The organism is Marinomonas lutimaris, assembly GCF_019426345.1.
Classification (GTDB): Bacteria; Pseudomonadota; Gammaproteobacteria; order Pseudomonadales; family Marinomonadaceae; genus Marinomonas; species Marinomonas lutimaris.
In genome coordinates, this window is record NZ_JAHLLW010000012.1 from 1 (window position 1) to 21,072 (window position 21,072).

At 41.8% G+C, this 21,072-nt stretch carries 16 protein-coding genes; 8 read left to right on the top strand and 8 right to left on the bottom strand.

Going from position 1 to position 21,072, the window contains the following annotated elements; genetic code table 11:
- The first annotated feature begins 278 nt into the window (after nucleotides 1–278).
- From KPL72_RS13860 to KPL72_RS13895, 8 genes are all read left to right on the top strand, one after another.
- The gene (locus tag KPL72_RS13860; RefSeq protein WP_219703322.1) at nucleotides 279–1,454 is read left to right on the top strand and encodes an efflux RND transporter periplasmic adaptor subunit; all 1,176 of its coding nucleotides are present in this window, start codon (nucleotides 279–281) and stop codon (nucleotides 1,452–1,454) included.
- The gene (locus KPL72_RS13865) at nucleotides 1,451–4,549 is read left to right on the top strand and encodes an efflux RND transporter permease subunit (RefSeq protein ID WP_219703323.1); all 3,099 of its coding nucleotides are present in this window, start codon (nucleotides 1,451–1,453) and stop codon (nucleotides 4,547–4,549) included. The genes KPL72_RS13860 and KPL72_RS13865 overlap by 4 nt, the downstream gene beginning before the upstream one ends.
- A 239-nt stretch (nucleotides 4,550–4,788) precedes the next feature.
- Nucleotides 4,789–5,481: a MipA/OmpV family protein gene (locus KPL72_RS13870; protein ID WP_219703324.1), complete on the top strand. Its 693-nt coding sequence runs from the start codon at nucleotides 4,789–4,791 to the stop codon at nucleotides 5,479–5,481.
- Between the two features lie 94 nt (nucleotides 5,482–5,575).
- On the top strand, nucleotides 5,576–6,262 hold the full coding sequence (locus KPL72_RS13875; RefSeq protein WP_219703325.1) for a response regulator transcription factor: 687 nt from the start codon (nucleotides 5,576–5,578) through the stop codon (nucleotides 6,260–6,262).
- On the top strand, nucleotides 6,231–7,601 hold the full coding sequence (locus KPL72_RS13880) for a HAMP domain-containing sensor histidine kinase (protein ID WP_219703326.1): 1,371 nt from the start codon (nucleotides 6,231–6,233) through the stop codon (nucleotides 7,599–7,601). The genes KPL72_RS13875 and KPL72_RS13880 overlap by 32 nt, the downstream gene beginning before the upstream one ends.
- Nucleotides 7,602–7,710: 109 nt before the next feature.
- On the top strand, nucleotides 7,711–9,309 hold the full coding sequence (locus KPL72_RS13885) for an ATP-binding protein (protein ID WP_249422260.1): 1,599 nt from the start codon (nucleotides 7,711–7,713) through the stop codon (nucleotides 9,307–9,309).
- A complete protein-coding gene (locus tag KPL72_RS13890; RefSeq protein ID WP_212915723.1) occupies nucleotides 9,306–9,989 on the top strand; it encodes a response regulator in 684 nt (227 codons plus the stop codon). The genes KPL72_RS13885 and KPL72_RS13890 overlap by 4 nt, the downstream gene beginning before the upstream one ends.
- A 6-nt stretch (nucleotides 9,990–9,995) precedes the next feature.
- The gene (locus KPL72_RS13895) at nucleotides 9,996–10,406 is read left to right on the top strand and encodes a nucleoside-diphosphate sugar epimerase/dehydratase (RefSeq protein ID WP_249411583.1); all 411 of its coding nucleotides are present in this window, start codon (nucleotides 9,996–9,998) and stop codon (nucleotides 10,404–10,406) included.
- 89 nt (nucleotides 10,407–10,495) lie between these two features.
- On the opposite strand, the gene KPL72_RS13900 is transcribed toward KPL72_RS13895, so the two are convergent.
- The 8 genes from KPL72_RS13900 to KPL72_RS13935 form a co-directional block, all read right to left on the bottom strand.
- Nucleotides 10,496–10,966: a hypothetical protein gene (locus KPL72_RS13900; protein WP_212915724.1), complete on the bottom strand. Its 471-nt coding sequence runs from the start codon at nucleotides 10,964–10,966 to the stop codon at nucleotides 10,496–10,498.
- 96 nt (nucleotides 10,967–11,062) lie between these two features.
- Complete coding sequence (lhgO, locus tag KPL72_RS13905) at nucleotides 11,063–12,286, bottom strand: L-2-hydroxyglutarate oxidase (RefSeq protein ID WP_212915725.1); 1,224 nt, start codon at nucleotides 12,284–12,286, stop codon at nucleotides 11,063–11,065.
- 72 nt (nucleotides 12,287–12,358) lie between these two features.
- Nucleotides 12,359–12,562, bottom strand: coding sequence for a cysteine-rich CWC family protein (locus KPL72_RS21490; RefSeq protein WP_212915726.1), 204 nt, complete (start codon nucleotides 12,560–12,562; stop codon nucleotides 12,359–12,361).
- A 78-nt stretch (nucleotides 12,563–12,640) separates the two neighbouring features.
- Nucleotides 12,641–13,513: a succinate--CoA ligase subunit alpha gene (gene sucD / locus KPL72_RS13915; protein ID WP_212915727.1), complete on the bottom strand. Its 873-nt coding sequence runs from the start codon at nucleotides 13,511–13,513 to the stop codon at nucleotides 12,641–12,643.
- Nucleotides 13,514–13,515: 2 nt separating this feature from the next.
- On the bottom strand, nucleotides 13,516–14,682 hold the full coding sequence (gene sucC / locus KPL72_RS13920) for an ADP-forming succinate--CoA ligase subunit beta (RefSeq protein ID WP_212915728.1): 1,167 nt from the start codon (nucleotides 14,680–14,682) through the stop codon (nucleotides 13,516–13,518).
- 87 nt (nucleotides 14,683–14,769) lie between these two features.
- Nucleotides 14,770–16,209: a dihydrolipoyl dehydrogenase gene (gene lpdA / locus KPL72_RS13925; protein ID WP_212915729.1), complete on the bottom strand. Its 1,440-nt coding sequence runs from the start codon at nucleotides 16,207–16,209 to the stop codon at nucleotides 14,770–14,772.
- Between the two features lie 86 nt (nucleotides 16,210–16,295).
- Nucleotides 16,296–17,825: a 2-oxoglutarate dehydrogenase complex dihydrolipoyllysine-residue succinyltransferase gene (gene odhB, locus KPL72_RS13930; RefSeq protein WP_219703327.1), complete on the bottom strand. Its 1,530-nt coding sequence runs from the start codon at nucleotides 17,823–17,825 to the stop codon at nucleotides 16,296–16,298.
- Between the two features lie 33 nt (nucleotides 17,826–17,858).
- Complete coding sequence (locus KPL72_RS13935) at nucleotides 17,859–20,696, bottom strand: 2-oxoglutarate dehydrogenase E1 component (RefSeq protein ID WP_212915731.1); 2,838 nt, start codon at nucleotides 20,694–20,696, stop codon at nucleotides 17,859–17,861.
- Nucleotides 20,697–21,072 lie beyond the last annotated feature (376 nt).

The window sequence follows — 21,072 nt, forward strand, 5'->3', positions numbered from 1 at the left end:
TCAGCTGCAAAATTGAGTAAATTATTAGACCTTCCTCGAGGTGCTGTCATTCCGGTAGTAATTGCCCTTGGATACCGCGCTGATGAAGCAAGAATTGAAGAGCAATCCCGTCGACCTTTAGAAAGTGTCATTAAGGAACACTAAATAATTTCCTAAGTAAGTGTTGAGTAATATTTAAGAAATTAATGTAGGTAATCGTAATTTGAGAATCAGGTAATACTCCTGAAATTCATGAATCAATCGCATATTCAACGCTACCCACACACATAGGAAAAATAATGACCATCAATAAACTACGGGGGCTCAAGAAAGTATTATCGAAGAAATCAATACTACTCACTGCCATAACAACAAGCAGTATACTGATTGTTGCACAATATTTTTCGTCCTCAGCCTATGCCATTGAGAATGAGATAAAACCAGCAGCGGCATTAACCGTCACGACTGCAACGGTGAGTTCTTTAGAATGGAGTGACAGCATTGAAGCGTCTGGGGGTATTGTTGCGTGGCAAGAAGCGATTATCGGAGCACAATTAACTGGCTTACGATTGATTGACGTACTGGTTGATACAGGCGACCAGGTGAAAAAAGGGCAAATAATTGCTCGCTTTGAAAGTGCAAGCCTACTAAATGAAAGGGCTTTATTAAAAGCGAATCTTGATGAAGCATCAGCTCTAGTTTTACAAGCTTCTGTTGATTATAAAAGAGCGCTAGCACTCAGCCAAACTGGTGGTATAAGCAGACAAAACCTACTACAAGCCGAAACACAAAAACAAACCACAGCAGCTGCAGCATTAGCCGTCAAAGCTCAACTCGCGTCGAATACGTTGCAATTAAGTTACATCAATGTAGTCGCGCCTGATAACGGAGTAATTAGCTCTAGATCAGCAACTCTAGGTGCTATCGGCTCAGTTGGAGAAGAACTGTTTCGTCTCATTCGAGACAATCGAATTGAATGGCATGGTCAACTTACTGCAATGCAAGCAACTCAGCTAGCTGTAGGTCAAAAAGTGACACTTGATCTTGCCAATAATAGTACGGCAACTGCGTATGTACGCCAGATCTCACCCACGATGAACCCAGAGACCCGAATGATCACTGCATACGCGGCGATTGAGCCAAACAGCAAAGCACGTGCTGGTATGTTTGCCACTGGTAATATCCAACTCAATAAAACACCTGCGCTTGTTGTACCTGCAGCCAGCGTGGTTATCCGTGATGGCCGCAGCTATGTCTTTGAGCTAGTTGCAGCAACCCAACAAGTGATACAACGCCCTGTCGAAGTAGCACGCCGCCAAGGAGATTATGTCGAGGTCATAGGAAAAATACAGGCTAATACTACCGTCATAAATCAAGGAGCTGGCTTTCTTAGCGAAGGCGATATTGTAAAAGTAGTAAGTGAAAACACATCAAGCATTGACTCAGCAATATCGCAAAAGCAGGAGATACTATGAGCAAGTTGACTGAAAATTTCGCCACTTGGTCTATTCGAAACCCTATCCCTACGATTTTATTGTTTATCTTACTATCTGTTGCGGGTATTAAAAGCTTTAGAGAGTTGTCTATCGCAGAATTCCCAGACATCCAATTACCCACTGTCGTAGTTGCATTATCCCTACCAGGAGCAGCGCCTGCTCAGCTTGAAACAGAAGTTGCGAGAAAAGCTGAAGATGCTTTAGCGACCTTGTCTGGACTTCGCCATATACAAACCGCGATCACCGACGGTGTTGTTAACATACGCGTAGAGTTTATCTTAGAGAAATCCCTTTCTGATGCATTAATAGAATCTCGAAATGCATTGGATGGTATTCGTTCTGACTTACCAGATGACTTACTTGAACCGTCTGTAAGTGCTGAAACGGTAGGTGCAGACACACTGCTGACCTACGCAATAAATGCACCGCGTATGAGTGAGGAAGAACTCTCTTGGTATATCGACAATACAATAAGCAAACATGTTCTAACTGTTCCTGGCCTTGGCCGTTTTGAGCGAGTTGGTGGTGTACAGCGTGAAATACGTATTGCGCTAGATCCAACTAGGCTTACTGGACTTGGTGTAACAGCAAGCGATGTATCTCAAGCGCTTCGCAATGCTCAAATGGAGTCTTCTGGCGGTAGAATGCAGCTGGGAAACACTGAGCAATCTGTTCGAACTATCACAACAGTCAAAACAGCTGCAGAATTAAAAGCCTTCCCTATTGTGTTGTCAGATGGCCGCTACCTTCGACTAGACCAAGTGGCCAACGTTCAGGACACCACCGCAGAAAGAACTCAAATAGCCTTGTTAGATGGTCAGGCTGTTGTAGGTTTCCAAGTCTATCGTGCAAACGGATTCGATGAAACTCAGATCGCAGCAGGCATAAAAAAGGAGCTTAAAGATCTTAAAAGCAAAGATAATATTAATTTTACGCTAGTCTACGACAAAGTGTCTCAGACTGAAGAGCAGTACAAAGGCTCAATAAATATGCTCTTTGAAGGGGCTTTTTTAGCCATATTAATTGTCTGGTGGTTCTTACGTGATTGGCGCGCAACACTGATTGCGGCAACGGCTTTACCGCTGTCAATTTTGCCTACTTTTGCAGCCATGCATTTTCTAGATTATTCATTAAACACTTTAACCCTACTCGCTCTTGCCGTCATTGTCGGCATTCTTGTGGACGATGCCATTGTCGAAATAGAAAATATCGAACGCCATGCAAGCATGGGGAAAAATATTAAAAGAGCCGCAGGTGATGCAGTAACAGAAATAGCCCTAGCCGTTATGGCAACAACAATGACACTCGTTATGGTATTTGCTCCAACGGCCATGATGAGTGGCGTAACAGGATTATTTTTCAAGCAATTTGGCTGGACCGCTGTTGTTGCAGTACTGTCATCATTATTAGTTGCCCGTCTACTAACACCCATGATGGCCGCTTATATGCTGAAACCCAAAATGCAAAAAGTAGAAGAAAAACAAGGAAAGTTACTTACATTCTACCTATCTCTAGTGAACTGGACATTAGCACATCGCTTCACAACACTAATCGCTACCTTTGCTATATTTGCAGCATCAGTATCCTTAGTGCCACTATTAAATACGGGGCTAATGCCAGCCTCTAATACTAATTATACGAGCGTATCAATTGAACTTCCTCCTGGTAGCGCTTTTAAAACTACCTTGGCGAAAGCGGAAGAGGCCCGCAAAGCACTCGCTAATGTAGCTGGGATCGACCATGTGTTTACAACGGTAGGCGTAGCTGGTGGAGAAGGTGCTAGTGCTGCAAGCGGTGATGTACGTAAAAGCAAATTAACTTTGATTTTAAAAGAAAGAGATCAAAGAGCAACACAAGGCGATATAGAAAAAGCCTTACGCAGTGCCTTGATTAATGTACCTGGTGCAAGGTTTTCAGTTGGTGGCGGTCTAGGGCAAGAACTGTCTTTTATTCTTGCCAGTGACGATAGCGCAGCTCTAAAAGCAAGTGCAAATAACGTCTTAAAAGAGTTTCGTGCCATCAGTGGTATCTCAAACATTCAATCTACCGCTAGCTTAGAGCGCCCTGAGGTTATTGTTCGTCCTAATTTACAACGTGCTGCGGAGCTTGGCATATCAACATCTGCAATTGGTGACACTATCCGAATTGCCACCAGCGGAGACTATAACTCACAACTTGCGAAGTTGAATTTAGACTCTAGACAAATCTATATCCGTGTTCAGTTAGCTGATAACCATCGACTTGATATGGAAACACTTAACAATTTGCATGTACCGGGACGCAACGGACAACTAATACCTCTATCTAGCGTGGCTTCTCTTTCCTTAAAAAGCGGCCCCTCACAAATAGATCGCTATGATCGTGAACGCTTTATCACTATTAATGCAAAACTAAATGGGAGCGCACTGGGGGATATTGTCAATACTGTCTATGAGCTCCCATCAATCAAAGGACTCCCAGACAACGTACATTTAACCGAAGCTGGTGATGCTGAGTTAATGAACGAACTAGGATCCGGTTTCAGCACGGCCATCATCACGGGATTACTATGTGTTTTGTGCGTATTGATTTTGTTATTTAAAGATTTTCTACAGCCGATTACGATATTGTCAGCAATTCCTTTGTCTTTAGGAGGCGCCTTTGTTGCCTTATTGTTAGCAGACAGTGAATTGGATATTCCATCGATGATTGGCTTAATTATGCTCATGGGGATTGTCACTAAAAACTCTATTCTTCTTGTGGAATACGCCGTGATGTCGATGAAAAAACAAGGGTTAAGTATGCATGACGCACTTGTAGATGCCTGCCATAAAAGAGCTCGTCCTATCATTATGACTACGGTAGCAATGATTGCTGGAATGCTCCCTATCGCAATTGGCTACGGCGCAGACGCGAGTTTTCGACAACCTATGGCAATTGCAGTCATTGGAGGACTCATTACTTCGACCTGCTTGAGCTTATTGGTAGTCCCTGTGGTGTTTACTTATATGCATAACATAGAGCTTCGGTTCACCGCATTATTTAAACACCGATCCAACACAAATAAAGAAATATCTAACAGTGGTGGCATTTAAAACATCAAACCATCGCAATTTACAAGTGGGGACACAAAAAATTTGCCTGTAAGTGTGCAGTAATATTTCGCGCCCTATAGTAAAAACACATTTTATAGAATTTGGAGAATATAGTGATAAAGACCCTTAAAAATACACAATCGAGCAAATTTGAGAACACTCGACTGAGTCAGATATCCCCCATAAAAAAACATACTATCGCATCAATAATTTTTGCTTTCGTTCCAATAAGTAATGCAATGGCCGATGGTACAACGTCATTTGCCTTGGGTATTGGAGCTGGCTTTAGTGACCCTGAATACATTGGCGTCGATAATGAATTCGAAGTATTACCTCTTGTGTTTTTTGATAACTCTTGGGTTTCACTCGTCGGCACCACGTTGGACGTTAAAGTAGCCAATATAAATAACACCACCTTTAGCATACGCGGAAAATATGCCTTAGGTGATGGTTATGATGACTCAGATTCTTATATTTTTGATGGCATGGACACCAGAGACTCAAGCCTCTGGATTGGCCCTGCAATGACGTGGAGTAACCCTATGTTTGATTTAAAACTTGACGCTCTAGTAGATGCAATGGACAACAGCGAAGGCCAGCAAGCGTCCATTTCAATATCGAAGGGCTTTAAAATTAGTGAACGCCTGCAAGTCGAGCCAAGTATTGGCACGACATGGTATAGTGATAAGTATGTAAATTATTATTATGGCGTAAAATCCTCTGAAGTAAATGCAAATAGATCACAATATAATGGTAAATCTACAACCGTATTAGATGCTGGCGTTCGTTTCAATTACGCTATAGATAATCAACAGTCATTAGCATTAGATGTTAGTGTTAAACAATTCGGTGATGAAATTAAAGATAGTCCCTTGGTCGATAAAAAGACAACTGCGGCGGCTTATCTAGGCTACATATATCGTTTTAAATAACACCTTCCTTGTCACAAATAAATCCCTAGAAATTACCTTATGAAGCTATTTTCCTAAGGTAATTTTTCTATTCCAATTTACTTATATATCTTATATGAATCGAATTATTTTAGTTGAAGATAATGATCGCCTAGCCAATATGGTGTCTATTGCCTTACAAAAATCTGGTATTGAGCTAGATGCATTTACTAATTTAGCCACTGCTAAACTCGCACTGGATATACAAGAATATAGCTTACTCATACTAGATCGAGGATTACCAGACGGTGATGGATTAAAGCTGCTAAAGATATTACGTAAAAATAATATCACTATCCCCTGTTTAGTGCTCACCGCCAGAAATGCTGTGCACGATCGTATAGAGGGCTTGGAAACGGGAGCAGATGACTATCTAGTGAAACCCTTTGCTATGGACGAATTAGTAGCCAGAGTTAGAGCGCTTCTTCGTAGACCAACCACTATTAAATCTTTAACTCCTGCTTTCGGAGATCTAACACTGGACATCAATAATGCTCAACTTAAATGCGGTAATCAGATCGCTCCCCTTGCTCCAGCAGAAGTTCAAATTCTATACATATTGATACAAGCTGAAGGTGAAACGGTCACTAGAAGTAAACTAGAACAAGGCGCATGGGGGTTAACTCAAGCGGTTACACCGAATGCTCTAGATGTCGCATTACATAGAATCCGTCGAAAATTATTTACTGTAGGATCGCAAATAGTTATCTCAAATATTCGAGGCCGAGGTTATGTCATATCTAAAAAAAATCATCAAAAATAGCCTTAAAGCTCGGCTAATTATCGCCTTTTTCACCGCGCTAATATTACTAATAAGTGGCATTTACACTTATTTATTTTTACTAAACCCTAACATTTTAATTGATCACATTTTAAATAAACAAGTGAGTTTTTTAATAGAAGATATCAAAACGGACCCTCAAGGAGTACCTTATGTTTTTCAAAGTAATAGTGAGGAAGGAAACTGGATATACAGTATCTTAAATAAAGATATTTTTTACCAAATCATTAATGAAAAAGGCGAAGTAGTATCATCTTCAAGTAAATCGTATGAAGCTTTTTCCCCAAACAATGAATCTTATAACAAAGATACAACCTATTTTAACTTCAATCATGAAAATTCATTATTTTATGCGCTAAATCATAAGCTCCCTCTTCCTTTTACCAACTACAATTTACAAGTCGCTACGAGTCTTAGACTATTAGATGTATTTCAAATAACGAACATATCCCCAATTTCAAAGACCGTTCTACTAGTCTCTTTATTATCGTTACTTATAGTTAGTATCGCTGTGATTATCACTATACATTTTATGTTACGTCCACTAAGAGATGCCTCTGCAGTCGCTTATAAAATCACACCTCAAAACCTTCAAGGCCGATTATCCATCGCCGGAATGCCAGACGAGCTAGTACCACTTATTAGCGCCTTTAATGAGGCACTTGAAAGGTTAGAGCAAGGCTTTAAGGTTCAACAGGAGTTTTTGGCGACAGCTGCACACGAACTAAAAACCCCTTTAACGCTTATTAGAGGGGAAGTTGAAATGCTAGAGAAAACAGACTCTAAAAATCTTATATTAGAAGATGTAGATCATATTTCACGCCAAATTAACCAACTACTTCACCTCGCCGAAGTACGTGAATCACATAATTATTCCTTCCAGGAAATAGCTCTCGTTAATGTGGTTAATGATGCAGCCAACTATTTATCTCGCATTGCTAAAGTACATGAGGTGTCGATTAAAATCATTAACAATACTAAAAGGGTTCATCTCAACGCAGATCCAAGTACACTTTTTATACTCCTCAAAAATCTAATTGAGAATGCTATTTATCACTCACCTATAGGTGCGACTATCGATGTCACTATCACAGACAATACGCTAATCGTCAGAGATCATGGTCAAGGTATCGATGAAGAACACATGACGTTACTATTCAATCGATTTTGGCGTGCCCCTAAGCAAAAAATCAATGGAGCGGGCTTAGGATTAGCCATCTGCATGGAAATTGCTTTGATTCACGGATGGGGAATTACTGCACATAACACATCACCAGGAGCTTCATTTGTATTAGATATTTCATCCAAAGAGCAACGGTAGACTCAACGAAACAATCCGGATATATTTTGAGCTAACTTTACGTAATGTTTAGTGATGCCCCCGTATACTGTATAATCGCGTTCCATCTTTTATTAATCTAGACACGCGAATGACTCTAAAGTCTTATCTTGCCTTAATTACGCTCTCTACCATCACTATTATTGTGTTAGCTGTCGGCGTGGTGTTGGGTTATTCCCTACAAAAAACCTATTTAGATAGCATTAGCCAACGAGGCCTAGAACTAGGCCGAGTAATCGCCAACAATGAAAAAGTGATTCAAGCCGTAGAATTAAGCAACCTAGGCAAGCCTAATGACATTCAAGCTTACATAGAAATGCTTCGCGCCCAAACAGACGCCTCTTACATTGTTGTTGTTAATAAAGATTCAATTCGTTTGAGTCATCCGGAACCAGAAAGAGTCGGTAAACGCTTTGTAGGTGATGATATTTACCAAGCACTAAACCAAGGCAAAGATTACACAAAAGTTGCCGTTGGTACACTAGGTCAAGCGATTCGAAACTCCGTCACCATACGAAAAGATGGTCAAATCATTGGGGCTATTAGCATTGGTTATTTATCCCAACCCACTAGCGAGTTAATTTTTAAACATTTACAAGAAGCAGGACTGCTGGTCGGTTTTGTTTATCTTCTTGGTATTATCATTGCTGGCTTTTTAATTCTAAAACTCAAACGAACTTTTTTAAGCTTAGAACCAGAAGAGATTGTTCAAAAATTCAAAGAGCATGAATTAATTTTGGACAGTATTCGCGATGGCATTGTGGCAATCGATCATGAACAAAACATCACGGCAATCAACAGCATGGCAATTGAGTGGCTAACCATGAATGTGCTGAATGCCCCTCAGGTTGTTAGTAAACCATTGAGCGAACAATCACAAAGTCTTTCTCACTTCGCACTAGAAGCAAAAGGAAAAATCACACAAAACCGTTTTAATTTAGGAAAATTAGAGTTCATTGCGACTTTATACCCAATAAAAATCCAAAAAGGCGATATTGGCTATGTCATTGTATTTTTTCCAGATCACGGTGAAAAATCCTTAGAACAAGAACTCACGTCTACCAAAAACTATGCAGACCTACTTCGTGCAAAAACCCATGAGTATGCCAATCACTTAAACGTGTTATCCGGCATGTTGCAGGCCGAACGCTATGATGATGCAATCGAATTTCTTCAGCAGGAAAGCGACGGCGATCAAGTCGCACTAAGACGCATCATAAAAACTATTGAGAACAGCGCTGTTGCAGGGCTAATTTTCGCCAAACACAATAAAGCTAAAGACCTAAAAGTCGACATGCTGATCGAAAGCGACTGCCAGCTTGGCCGATATCCATCCAAAACTAACGAAGCATTAGTCACATTAGTAGGAAATCTAATCGACAACGCTTTATTGGCCGCTTGGTCTAACAGACTACTTACACCACCTTTTGTTAAGCTGTATATTAGTGACCGAAATGCCCACATCATGATCCAAATTGAAGACAGTGGCGCTGGGGTTGATGAAAAGCTGGAAAGTCGAATATTAGACTTTGGCGTCAGCAGCAAACACAATACGGAACAACACGGCATCGGGCTTTATTTGGTCAAAAAAATTGTCGATCAATATCACGGCAGTCTTGATTGGGAACGCAGTGAGTTTAACACCACTGTTTTTAGTATTTATTTAGAAAAACGAGCGCTAACAAGATGAATCGCATTCCGGTCATGATAGTGGAAGATGATCTACGTGCTAGCTATGTATTAGAAAGTACCATCAACCAACACACAGATTTCTATGTTGTCGCAGCTTGCGAAAGCCTTATAGAAGCGGAGTTAAAAGCAGAAGCTTTCGATCCGGAGCTTATTATGGTGGATATTTCCCTACCCGATGGTAACGGAATTGATCTAGTAAAATTATTAAAAAGCAAAGGCATGAAAGCGGCCTTTATTATGACCACAGCTGAGCGAGAAACGGCGACTATTGAAAAAGCCATTCAGCTTGGTGTGATGGATTACCTTGTAAAGCCCATTCGAATGTCTCGTGTCTTACAAGCACTTGATGATTATTTGGACTTTAAAAAACGCCTTACTAAAAATGATAAAATTGATCAGCAAGATATAGATGCCCTATTTAGAAAAAGTGCAGCGTTAGACGGAAGCCGTAAAACACCAAAAGGTATTGATGAAAACACCCTAGACAAACTCACTCAGTATCTTGACACCATGGATGAGAGTCCGTTCACTGCAGAAGACATAGGCGAAGCTATCAACCTTAGCCGAATTACTGCCAGACGTTATCTTGAGTACTTAGAAGCCCAAGGCCAAGTCAGCATGACGCTAGACTACAAGACGGGTGGCAGACCAAAACAACGCTATAGCAAAACGGTTTAATGAGACATGATTCAACTAATGCATTTTGTTAGGCGACTTTTTCAGAGTAATGCGACACCCAAAAAAGTGATTGTTATTGGAATAGATTATCTATGCTTTTCTTTATCGAAATCTCTACTAGACAACAACAAACATGCACAGCAACCTATCGAAATTACGGCGTTCATTGATGATGAACCATGGAATAACCGAACTCAGGTTCTTGGGGCAACCGTATTTTCACCAAGTGAAATATCCGCCCTCGTTCGAAAGCACGATGTCGCATTAATAATACAAATTAAGGGAGAATCTATCAGCATCGCTGACAATATTTGGGAATATATTTTTAAGACAAAGGCTAAATTAGTAACACTAGACCAAGGCCAAGATATAACAGCCATGCAAAAAATCATTTATCAGGCGTGTACGGCTGAGTAGTTTTTAAATCTTTAAACTAAAAAATCCATTCTTTAGTTTAAATATTCAATTGGCTTATAAATCCAAACTTACTCTTTTACTTTAACGGCTTAGTAAGCTTGAGCAGAAGCAACTCGCTCATTAGACATATTCATTGCCGTTTTAAGAGACTGAGTAGACGACATGGCCATCACATTCAATTGATCTGTGTAAGCATCTTTTGGCAGTTTAATATCGCTACGCTGAGCCATCACAGTTTTAAACTTTTCAACGTCTATCGAATCAGGGCCATTTTTAATCGAGTTCAATTCATCTTCCGTTAAACTCGCCATACCGCCGCCTGGTAAATAAATTGCACCGGTAATAAAGTCCACACCAAACGCCACAACACCTGGAACAAAAAAGAACAACAAACCAATAGCATCTAATGCAGCAACACCCACGTCGATTTGGCCATTTGTTTGACCACGACGCTCAGGATAAAGCAAAGTACCACATGCCGTCACTTGAGTAATAAGCAACGCGGCTGCAATACCTCGCGCCAGATGAGTAAAGCCTAGATTTTTCTTCAAACCCGTCATACTTATTCCTTATCAGTGATTATTACGTACTCCACTCTATATCGAAACCCTTACATAGCACAAACCAAGCCACCTTTATTTCACAATGCTTTCGTACTAAACAGACGTAATTTGTTCATCGAGTTTGTCGATGATATAAGCACCAATAGGAAATGCACTGGTAGCTGCAGGTGAAGGCGCATTACAAACATGTAAGGTTCGAGCGCTTTGAGCAAACAGAAAATCATGCACCAAACTGCCGTCGCTCATTACGGCTTGAGCTCTTATTCCAGCAGGATAGGACTGTAAATCATCCAGAGAAATAAGATCACAATACTTTCGAACTTGGGCTAAATAGCCAGGCTTATACCAAGAGTTTTTTGTCTCTACCAACCCTGTTTGCCAATGATTCATTAGCAATTTCCAAAAACCTGGAAAACACACCATGTCGAAAATATCACGCAAATCAATATTGATTCGACCGTACCCTTCTCGCTTCCATCCTTGTACCGCATTAGGACCAACCGTCACTGAACCATCAATCATCCTAGTCAGATGTACTCCTAAAAAAGGCAAGCCTGGATCCGGAATAGGATAAATAAGATGATTCACAATCTGATTATGTTTCGCTGGCAATTGATAGTATTCGCCCCGAAAAGGAATAATCTGAAAATCAGTCGGAATATTGAGCATTCTAGTCAAACGGTCAGCCATAAGACCACCACAACTAACAAGGTAGGAAGTATGAACCACATCGTTATTTAACGTGATTGCAACCCGCTCATAGCTTTCTTCAAGATTCTGTACTTCGGCACTTAAACGTAACTCTCCACCTTTTTGCACAAAAAGCTCAGCCAGCTTTTGACAAATCTTACGATAGTTCACAATCCCAGTAGATGGGACAAACAGTGCCGCAACGCCTTTAACATTCGGTTCACGCTCTTTTAATTGAGCCTGATCTAACTTATGCACTTCCAAACCATTGTCCTGACAACGTAGGTACAAGGCTTCCATACGCTCTTCTTCAAGCGCATTCGTCGCAACCAACAACTTACCGCATTCGTCGAACTCAATATCATGCTGGAGACAAAAAGCCTTAGTCGCTTTTGCTCCACGCTGGCAAAAATCCGCCTTAAGACTACCTGGCGCGTAATACACACCAGCATGTATAACACCAGAATTGTGCCCTGTTTGATGCACCCCTACTTCGGATTCTTTTTCGACCAATAAAATGCGATATTTAGGATAACGCTGAAGCAACTGCCACGCAGTAGATAGACCAACAATACCTGCACCAATGACAGTAATGTCATAAATTGATTTTTTTAATTCATTACTCATCACCCAATCCTTTTTATTTTTTTAAAAAACACCTGTCTAAACTCAGGCCAGAAACAAGCTATAGAAACAACCTTAACTTAAATGAAATTTCTTTAAAAAGCCTGATTTATCTCTTTCATACCAATCAATACATTGCCGACAAACACACATCTTGTCTTTTTGCTCTGAAGAAAGCAGTGCTAACATTTCCTTAGGAATGATGATATTAAAACACCAACAAGGTTCAATATTGGCAACACCGCATGCATTATCACTCAAACAAAAGGGACACATCATAATTGACACCTATGTAGGCAAAAAAAAATCCCCGCCGAAGCAGGGATTTTATAATCAGCAACACTTTAGAATACTAGCTTACCAGCCAGTGATTTCTTTAAGTGCAGTACCGATGTCCGCTAGAGAGCGAACAGTTTTAACACCAGCATCTTGTAGAGCTGCGAATTTCTCGTCAGCTGTACCTTTACCGCCAGAAATGATTGCGCCAGCGTGACCCATACGCTTACCAGCAGGTGCAGTTACACCAGCAATGTAAGAAACAACAGGTTTAGTTACGTTTGCTTTGATGTAAGCAGCCGCTTCTTCTTCAGCAGTACCACCAATTTCACCGATCATAACAATCGCTTCAGTTTGTGGATCGTTTTGGAACATTTCCAATACGTCGATGAAGTTAGTACCAGGAATTGGGTCACCACCAATACCTACACAAGTAGATTGACCGAAACCAGCATCAGTAGTTTGCTTAACAGCTTCATAAGTCAAAGTACCAGAACGAGATACGATACCTACTTTACCAGGCATGTGGATGTGACCAGGCATGATACCAATCTTACACTCACCTGGTGTGATAACACCTGGGCAGTTAGGTCCGATTAGACGTACGCCTAGCTCGTCACATTTAACTTTACAGTCAAGCATGTCAAGAGTCGGAACACCTTCAGTGATACAAACGATTAGTTTGATACCAGCATTCGCCGCTTCAAGGATAGAGTCTTTGCAGAAAGGAGCTGGAACGTAGATAACAGAAGCTTCTGCACCTGTTTGTTCAACGGCTTCTTTAACAGTGTTGAAAACTGGTAGACCTAGGTGAGTTTGACCACCCTTACCAGGAGTAACACCACCAACCATTTTCGTTCCGTATGCAATCGCTTGCTCAGAGTGGAACGTACCTTGTCCGCCAGTGAAACCCTGACAGATTACTTTAGTATCTTTATTAATTAAAACAGACATTATTATTTGCCCTCCGCAGCTTTAACAACTTGTTCAGCCGCGTCTTTTAGACTTGTTGCAGCGATGATGTCTAGACCTGAATTTGCAAGAACTTCACGGCCTTTCTCTGCGTTAGTACCTTCAAGACGAACAACAACAGGCACGTTAACACCTACTTGCTCTACCGCACCGATAATACCTTCAGCGATCATATCGCAACGTACGATACCACCAAAGATGTTAACCAATACCGCTTTAACATTGCTGTCAGAAAGGATGATTTTGAATGCTTCAGCAACACGTTCTTTAGTTGCACCGCCACCAACGTCTAGGAAGTTAGCAGGTTTGCCGCCGTGTAGGTTAACGATATCCATAGTACCCATTGCTAGGCCGGCACCGTTTACCATGCAGCCAACGTTTCCGTCTAGAGCTACATAGTTAAGTTCCCATTTAGCTGCATGCGCTTCACGCTCATCTTCTTGAGATGGATCGTGGAACTCTTGCATTTTCTTCTGACGGTAAACAGCGTTGCTGTCGATGCCGATTTTGCCATCTAGACAATGAAGGTTACCTTCATCAGTGATTACTAGAGGGTTGATTTCAAGAAGTGCGAAATCGTAATCGTGGAACATTTGAGACAAACCAAGGAATACTTTAGTGAATTGCTTGATTTGAGTTGGGTTAAGACCCAATTTAAATGCCAATTCACGAGCTTGGTAAGGTTGTGCACCTACTAGAGGGTCGATAATCGCTTTGTGGATAAGTTCTGGAGTTTCTTCAGCAACTTTCTCAATTTCAACACCGCCTTCAGTTGACGCCATGAAAACAACGCGACGAGTAGAACGGTCAACAACTGCACCTAGGTACAATTCGTTAGCAATGTCAGTGCAAGATTCAACTAGAATTTTAGCAACAGGCTGACCATTTGCATCTGTTTGGTAAGTAACTAGGTTTTTACCCAACCAGTTTTGTGTAAACGCTGCAACTTCTTCATAAGAATCAACAAGCTTTACACCGCCTGCTTTACCGCGACCACCAGCGTGAACCTGAGCTTTAACAACCCACTTGTCACCACCAATTTTCTTCGCTGCTTCAACTGCCGCTTCTGGCGTGTCTACTGCGTACCCTGTAGATACTGGCAGGCCGTATTCAGCAAAAAGCTGTTTAGCCTGATATTCATGTAAGTTCATTTGATTCTTCCGCTCATCTGAATGATTGACATAAGCTCTGCCCGCTAAGACAGAAATTGCCGGCTCGAAGCCGGCAAATCTAATTTATTAACGCTTTTTACGGTTTGCGATATGGATCGCGTGGTTATCTACCGCTAGCGCTGCTTCATGAACTGCTTCACTTACTGTTGGGTGAGCAAAGACAGTCAAAGCAATATCTTCTGCTGTAGAACCGAATTCCATTGCAATAACCGCTTGTGCAATCAAATCAGCCGCATGGCCACCAATGATATGGCAACCTAAAATACGATCAGTTTCTTCACAAGCAATCATCTTAACGAAACCATCAGTGTCATTAGCCGCCATAGCACGACCAGACGCTGCAAATGGGAATTTGCCCACTTTAAACTTAACACCTTCTGCTTTTAGCTCTTGCTCATTTTTACCAACCCAAGCTAGCTCTGGGTGAGTATAAATAACAGATGGAATGCAGTCGTAATTCATTTGTGCTTTATGGCCAGCGATAATATCCGCAACCATTACACCTTCTTCTGACGCCTTATGAGCCAACATTGGACCACGAACGATATCACCAATAGCGAAAACGCCTGGTACAGAAGTGCGACACTGCTCGTCAACAAAGACAAAACCACGCTCATCTAGTTTCACACCAGAGTCTTCAGAGAAACAACCTTGAGTGAATGGCTTACGACCAACAGCTACGATTAGCTTATCAAACGTTTGCTTCTGCTCTTCACCTTTCGCATCAAGGTAAGTCACTTCAACTTCTTCGCCATTGATTTGGCTGCCAGTAACGCGGGCTCCAAGACGAATATCAAGATGTTGTTTCTTAAAGATTTTCGCTGCTTCTTTAGCAAGGTCTTGGTCACAAAGGCTAAGGAAAGAGTCTTGTGCTTCAAGCACTACTACTTCAGAACCTAGACGAGCCCATACAGAACCAAGCTCTAGACCGATAACACCAGCACCGATAACGCCAAGACGTTTTGGTACAGCGCGGAAATCAAGAGCACCTTCGTTATCAACGATAATATCGCCTGTACGAGGAGCCGGTGGAATGTTAACTGGTACAGAACCCGTTGCTAAAATAACGTTTTCAGTTTCAATAACAGTCACAGTGCCGTCATGAGCAGTAAATTCTACTTTCTTGTTCGCTAAAACTTTACCGAAACCTTCAAAGCTAGTAACGCCATTTGCTTTGAACAGACCTGTGATACCACCAGTCAATTGATCTACGATTTTATCTTTACGATCAACCATAGTATCAACGTTCATAGCGACATCTTTCATACTAATACCGTGTACGCCGAAAGCGTCTTTTGCGTCATGGTATTTTTGTGAAGAGTCTAGTAAGGCTTTAGAAGGAATACAGCCAACGTTCAAACAAGTTCCGCCAAGACGAGGCTTGTTGTCTTTGTCTAACCATTTTTCGATACAAGCCGTTTTCAGACCTAACTGAGCAGCTCGGATTGCGGCTACATAGCCACCAGGGCCGCCGCCAATTACAACAACATCAAATTTATCAGACATAAGAGGTCCCATTTTTCAGTCAAACTGGACGGCATATAACACATGCAGTCCAGTATTCAATTCATACAAATAATTGGTACGAATACTTAGATTTCAAGTAAAAGACGAGCTGGGTCTTCAAGCAGGTCTTTGATCGTTACCAAGAATTGTACGGCTTCTTTGCCGTCAATCATACGGTGATCATAAGACAAGGCCAAATACATCATTGGCTGAATCACAACTTGACCATTAACAGCCATTGGGCGCTCTTGGATTTTATGCATACCCAAGATACCCGTTTGAGGTGGGTTAATGATTGGAGTAGATAGCAAAGAACCGAAAGTACCACCATTAGTAATAGTGAAAGTACCGCCTTGCATGTCATCCATACCAAGCTTGCCATCACGACCACGAAGTGCGAAATCCATGATTGCTGACTCGATATCCGCAAGCCCCATCGCTTCAGTGTTACGAAGAACAGGAACCATCAAACCACGGTCAGTAGAAACAGCAACACCGATATCTTGGTAACCATGGTAAACCATGTCGTTGCCATCGATAGATGCGTTTACAGCTGGGAAGCGTTTAAGCGCTTCAGTTGCAGCTTTCACGAAGAAAGACATGAAACCAAGTTTAGTACCGTTATGAGCTTTCATGAACTCATCTTTGTACTTTTTACGAAGTTCCATGATTGGGCCCATGTTCACTTCATTGTAAGTCGTCAATAGAGCTGCTGTTTGCTGAGCCTCAACCAAACGCTTAGCAATAGTTGCACGAAGACGAGTCATAGGAACTCGTTTTTCAATGCGACCTTCAGCACCTAGCGCTGTAGATGTAGGCGCAGTAGCCGCTTTAGCAGCAGGTGCAGACGCTGCTTTAGCTGGGGTAGCAGGAGCGGTTGATTTTGCTTTAACAGCAGCATCAACATCTTCTTTAGTAATACGACCGCCTTTACCTGTGCCCTTAACTTGAGCAACAGTTAGACCAGCTTCAGAAAGAGCCTTACGAGCAGCAGGACCGGCAACACCGTCTTCCTCTGCGTCAGAAGCAGAAGTAGACGCTGCTGGAGCAGATGCCGCTTCAGAGCCAGATGCTCCTACCAAGAAGTTAGCAAGAACTTCATCGCTAAGAACAGTATCGCCTTCGTTTTTCAAGATTTCGCCGATCACGCCATCAGCAGGCGCCACAACTTCTAGAACAACTTTATCGGTTTCGATATCAACAATATGATCATCACGTGTACAAGCTTCGCCTGGTTGTTTGTACCAAGTAGCAACCGTACCATCAGCAACAGATTCAGGGAAAGTTGGCGCTTTAATTTGAACGGTTTCTTTTGAAGAAGAAGCAGCTGCAGGGGCTGCTGCTTTTTCAGCTGGAGCTGGAGCAGCAGAAGCGGCTGCACCAGATTCAAAAATAGCCAAAACCTCATCGCTCAATACGATGTCGCCTTCCGCTTTTAAAATTTCTTTTAGCACACCATCTGCAGGTGCAACGACTTCTAAGACAACTTTATCTGTCTCGATATCTACAATGTGCTCATCACGTGCACAGGCTTCGCCTGGCTGTTTGTACCAAGTAGCAACGGTGCCGTCTGCTACAGATTCTGGAAAAGTAGGTGCTTTAATTTCAATGCTCATTTTATACCCTTATCTCTCTGACAGGCTATGGTACTAACCAACTAATGCGTCGTTGACCAGCGCTTCTTGTTCTTCAACATGGATAGACATGTAACCAGCCGCTGGTGCAGCAGACGAAATTCGACCTGCAAAGCGGATTTTTAACTCTGGATACAATTTTTCCAATACTCGATTCATACGGTGACGATTGGCATGCCAAGCACCTTGGTTTTTCGGCTCTTCTTGACACCAAACCAAACTCTCAACATTTTTGTACTGTTCTAACTCAGACTCAAGGTCAGCGTATGGGAACGGATACAATTGCTCCAAACGAATCACAGCAACATCATCTTTTTGTAGCTCTTCACGACGATTAATCAAGTCGAAATAAACCTTACCGCTACATAGGACAATACGTTTCACTTTATCCGCAGTAACTGTTTCAGATGATTCTGGTAGGACCGTTTTAAAGCTTCCTTCCGCCAAGTCTTCTAGTGTCGAAATCGCTTGTTTATGACGCAACAAACTCTTAGGAGACATGATGATAAGCGGACGACGCATTGGACGAATCGCTTGACGACGAATGATATGGAAAATTTGTGACGGTGTAGTCGGCACACAAACCTGAATATTATATTCAGCACAAAGCTGCAAGAAGCGCTCTAGTCGTGCTGATGAATGCTCAGGACCTTGACCTTCATAACCGTGTGGCAACAACATAGTCAAACCACATAAGCGACCCCATTTGTGCTCGCCACTGGTGATAAATTGGTCAATAACAACCTGTGCACCGTTGGCAAAGTCACCAAACTGCGCTTCCCAAATAACCAAACCTTTTGGTGAAGTACTTGCGTAACCATATTCAAAGGCCAATACCGCTTCTTCTGAAAGGTAAGAGTCATAAAGATCTAGTGTAGGCTGATCTTCAGACAAATGTTTCAGTGGAATATAAGTACTACCATCTTTTTGACTATGAATGACCGCATGACGATGCGAGAAAGTACCGCGACCAGAATCCTGACCCGTAATACGAATCGGATAACCCTGCTCAAGCAAAGTTGCAAACGCCAATGTTTCTGCGTAACCCCAGTTTAGAGGCAAAGCACCTGCTGTCATTTTGTCACGATCTTGATAAATCTTTTGAACTTGACGCTGAACAACCACACCATCAGGAATACTCGTTAATTTCTTAGCGACTTCCTGTAATTTAGCCAATGGATATGTCGTATCACCTGCATCAGTCCATTCAACACCAAGATAAGGCTTCCAATCGACAAATGAGCCAGTTTGAGATTCAAGAACAAGGCTTTTCGCAACATGGCGAGCATTGTCTAAATCTTCACGATTCTCACTGACCATTTGGTCTGATTTTTCTTGTGTAACAACAGACTCTGCAACTAGACGCTCAGAGTAAAGAGTACGTGTTGTTTTCAGATTATTAATTACGCTGTACATCAGTGGCTGAGTACCAGAAGGCTCATCCGTTTCATTATGACCACGACGACGGTAACAAACCATGTCAATCACAACATCACGACCAAATTCGTAACGGTAATCCAATGCTAGCTGAGTGACAAACAACACCGCCTCTGGATCATCACCATTAACGTGGAAGATAGGCGCTTGAATGATTTTAGCAACATCTGTTGCGTATTCAGTAGAGCGAGAATCCTCTTGGCGGTTAGTAGTAAAGCCAACTTGGTTGTTGATAACGATATGAACCGTACCACCAGTGCGGTAAGCGCGAGTTTGAGACATTTGGAACGTCTCCATAACAACACCTTGACCAGCAAAAGCAGCATCACCATGAATTGAGATAGGAACAACAGTTTTACCCGTCGTGTCTTTACGACGATCCTGACGAGCTCGCACCGAACCTTCAACAACAGGAGAAACGATTTCCAAATGCGATGGGTTAAAAGACAGGGCGATATGGACTTCCCCACCCGCTGTCATCACATTAGATGAGAAACCTTGGTGATATTTAACGTCACCAGATGTATTAACTAGTTTTTTACCTTCAAACTCATCAAACAAGTCTTTCGGGTTTTTACCTAGTGTATTAACCAAGACGTTTAGACGGCCACGGTGAGCCATACCGATTACAACTTCTTTAGCGCCAAGTGCGCCAGATCGTTGAATCAACTCATTCACCATAGGGATCAGACTCTCGCCACCCTCAAGACCAAAACGTTTTGCACCTGGGTAACGGCTAGCAAGATATTTTTCTAGACCTTCCGCTGCAGTTAAACGCTCTAGTAAATTTTCACGGGTTTCTTGTGAGTATTCTGGATGCGAGCGAACCGATTCAACACGCTGTTGAAGCCACGCTTTTTCTTGCGTATCAACAATGTGCATGAATTCATAACCTATGCTTCCGCAATAGGTTTTTTCAAGTTCGGATACAATTTCACTTAATTTGAGAGAGTCTTTATTAAAAAACAAAGAACCTACATTGAATGTTGTATCTAAGTCAGCGCCAGTTAATTGGTGATAACCAATATCTAGGTCGGCAACTTTTTCTCGCTTTTGCAATCCAAGTGGATCAAGTGTCGCATGTTGATGCCCGCGTACGCGATAAGCATTAATCAGTTGCAACACGTTAATTTGCTTCTGTTCATGTGCAGAACTAGCTACCACACCCGTAGAAACAGGCATTGAACGGAACTTATTCTTACCAATCTGCAGAAACTGCTCTTGAATCACTGAATGAGGAAGATCAGTTGATTGCGCTTCACTTACGCGAGGCAATTGATCAAAACATTTACGCCATTCTTCCGACACTGAGTTCGGATCGACGAGGTAGCTTTCAAACAACCCTTCAACATATTCCAAGTTTCCACCTGAAAAATGAGAGGTGCTCCACAGCAACTCCATTAAACTTTCGTGCATTCTCGATCACCCTTATGTTCGAGCCAGCTACCGGGGTCCCGGTATCAACCTATGATTAAGGTCGATCATTTTATCAGGCCCGTAAGGCTATTAAAGCCTCGATTTTTTGTTTATTTCCAGCTACTTTCGCCCTTTTACGTTTCAATACTAAGCCACTAAAAGTATTTTATTTAGTTAAATAAAATACCCTGAATCCATAATCACTGAGTCAGTAGCTTTTCTTAGTACATCCTTGCTCGTAAAGATCGAATTTTAAATTCTTTTTGTTACATTCTCTACATAAGAATATGCAAAAATGGCGGCATTGAAATTAATATTCAAGCCGCCTACTTTCGGTGGTCACATCAAAACGCAATTATGAACCACACGGAGCACT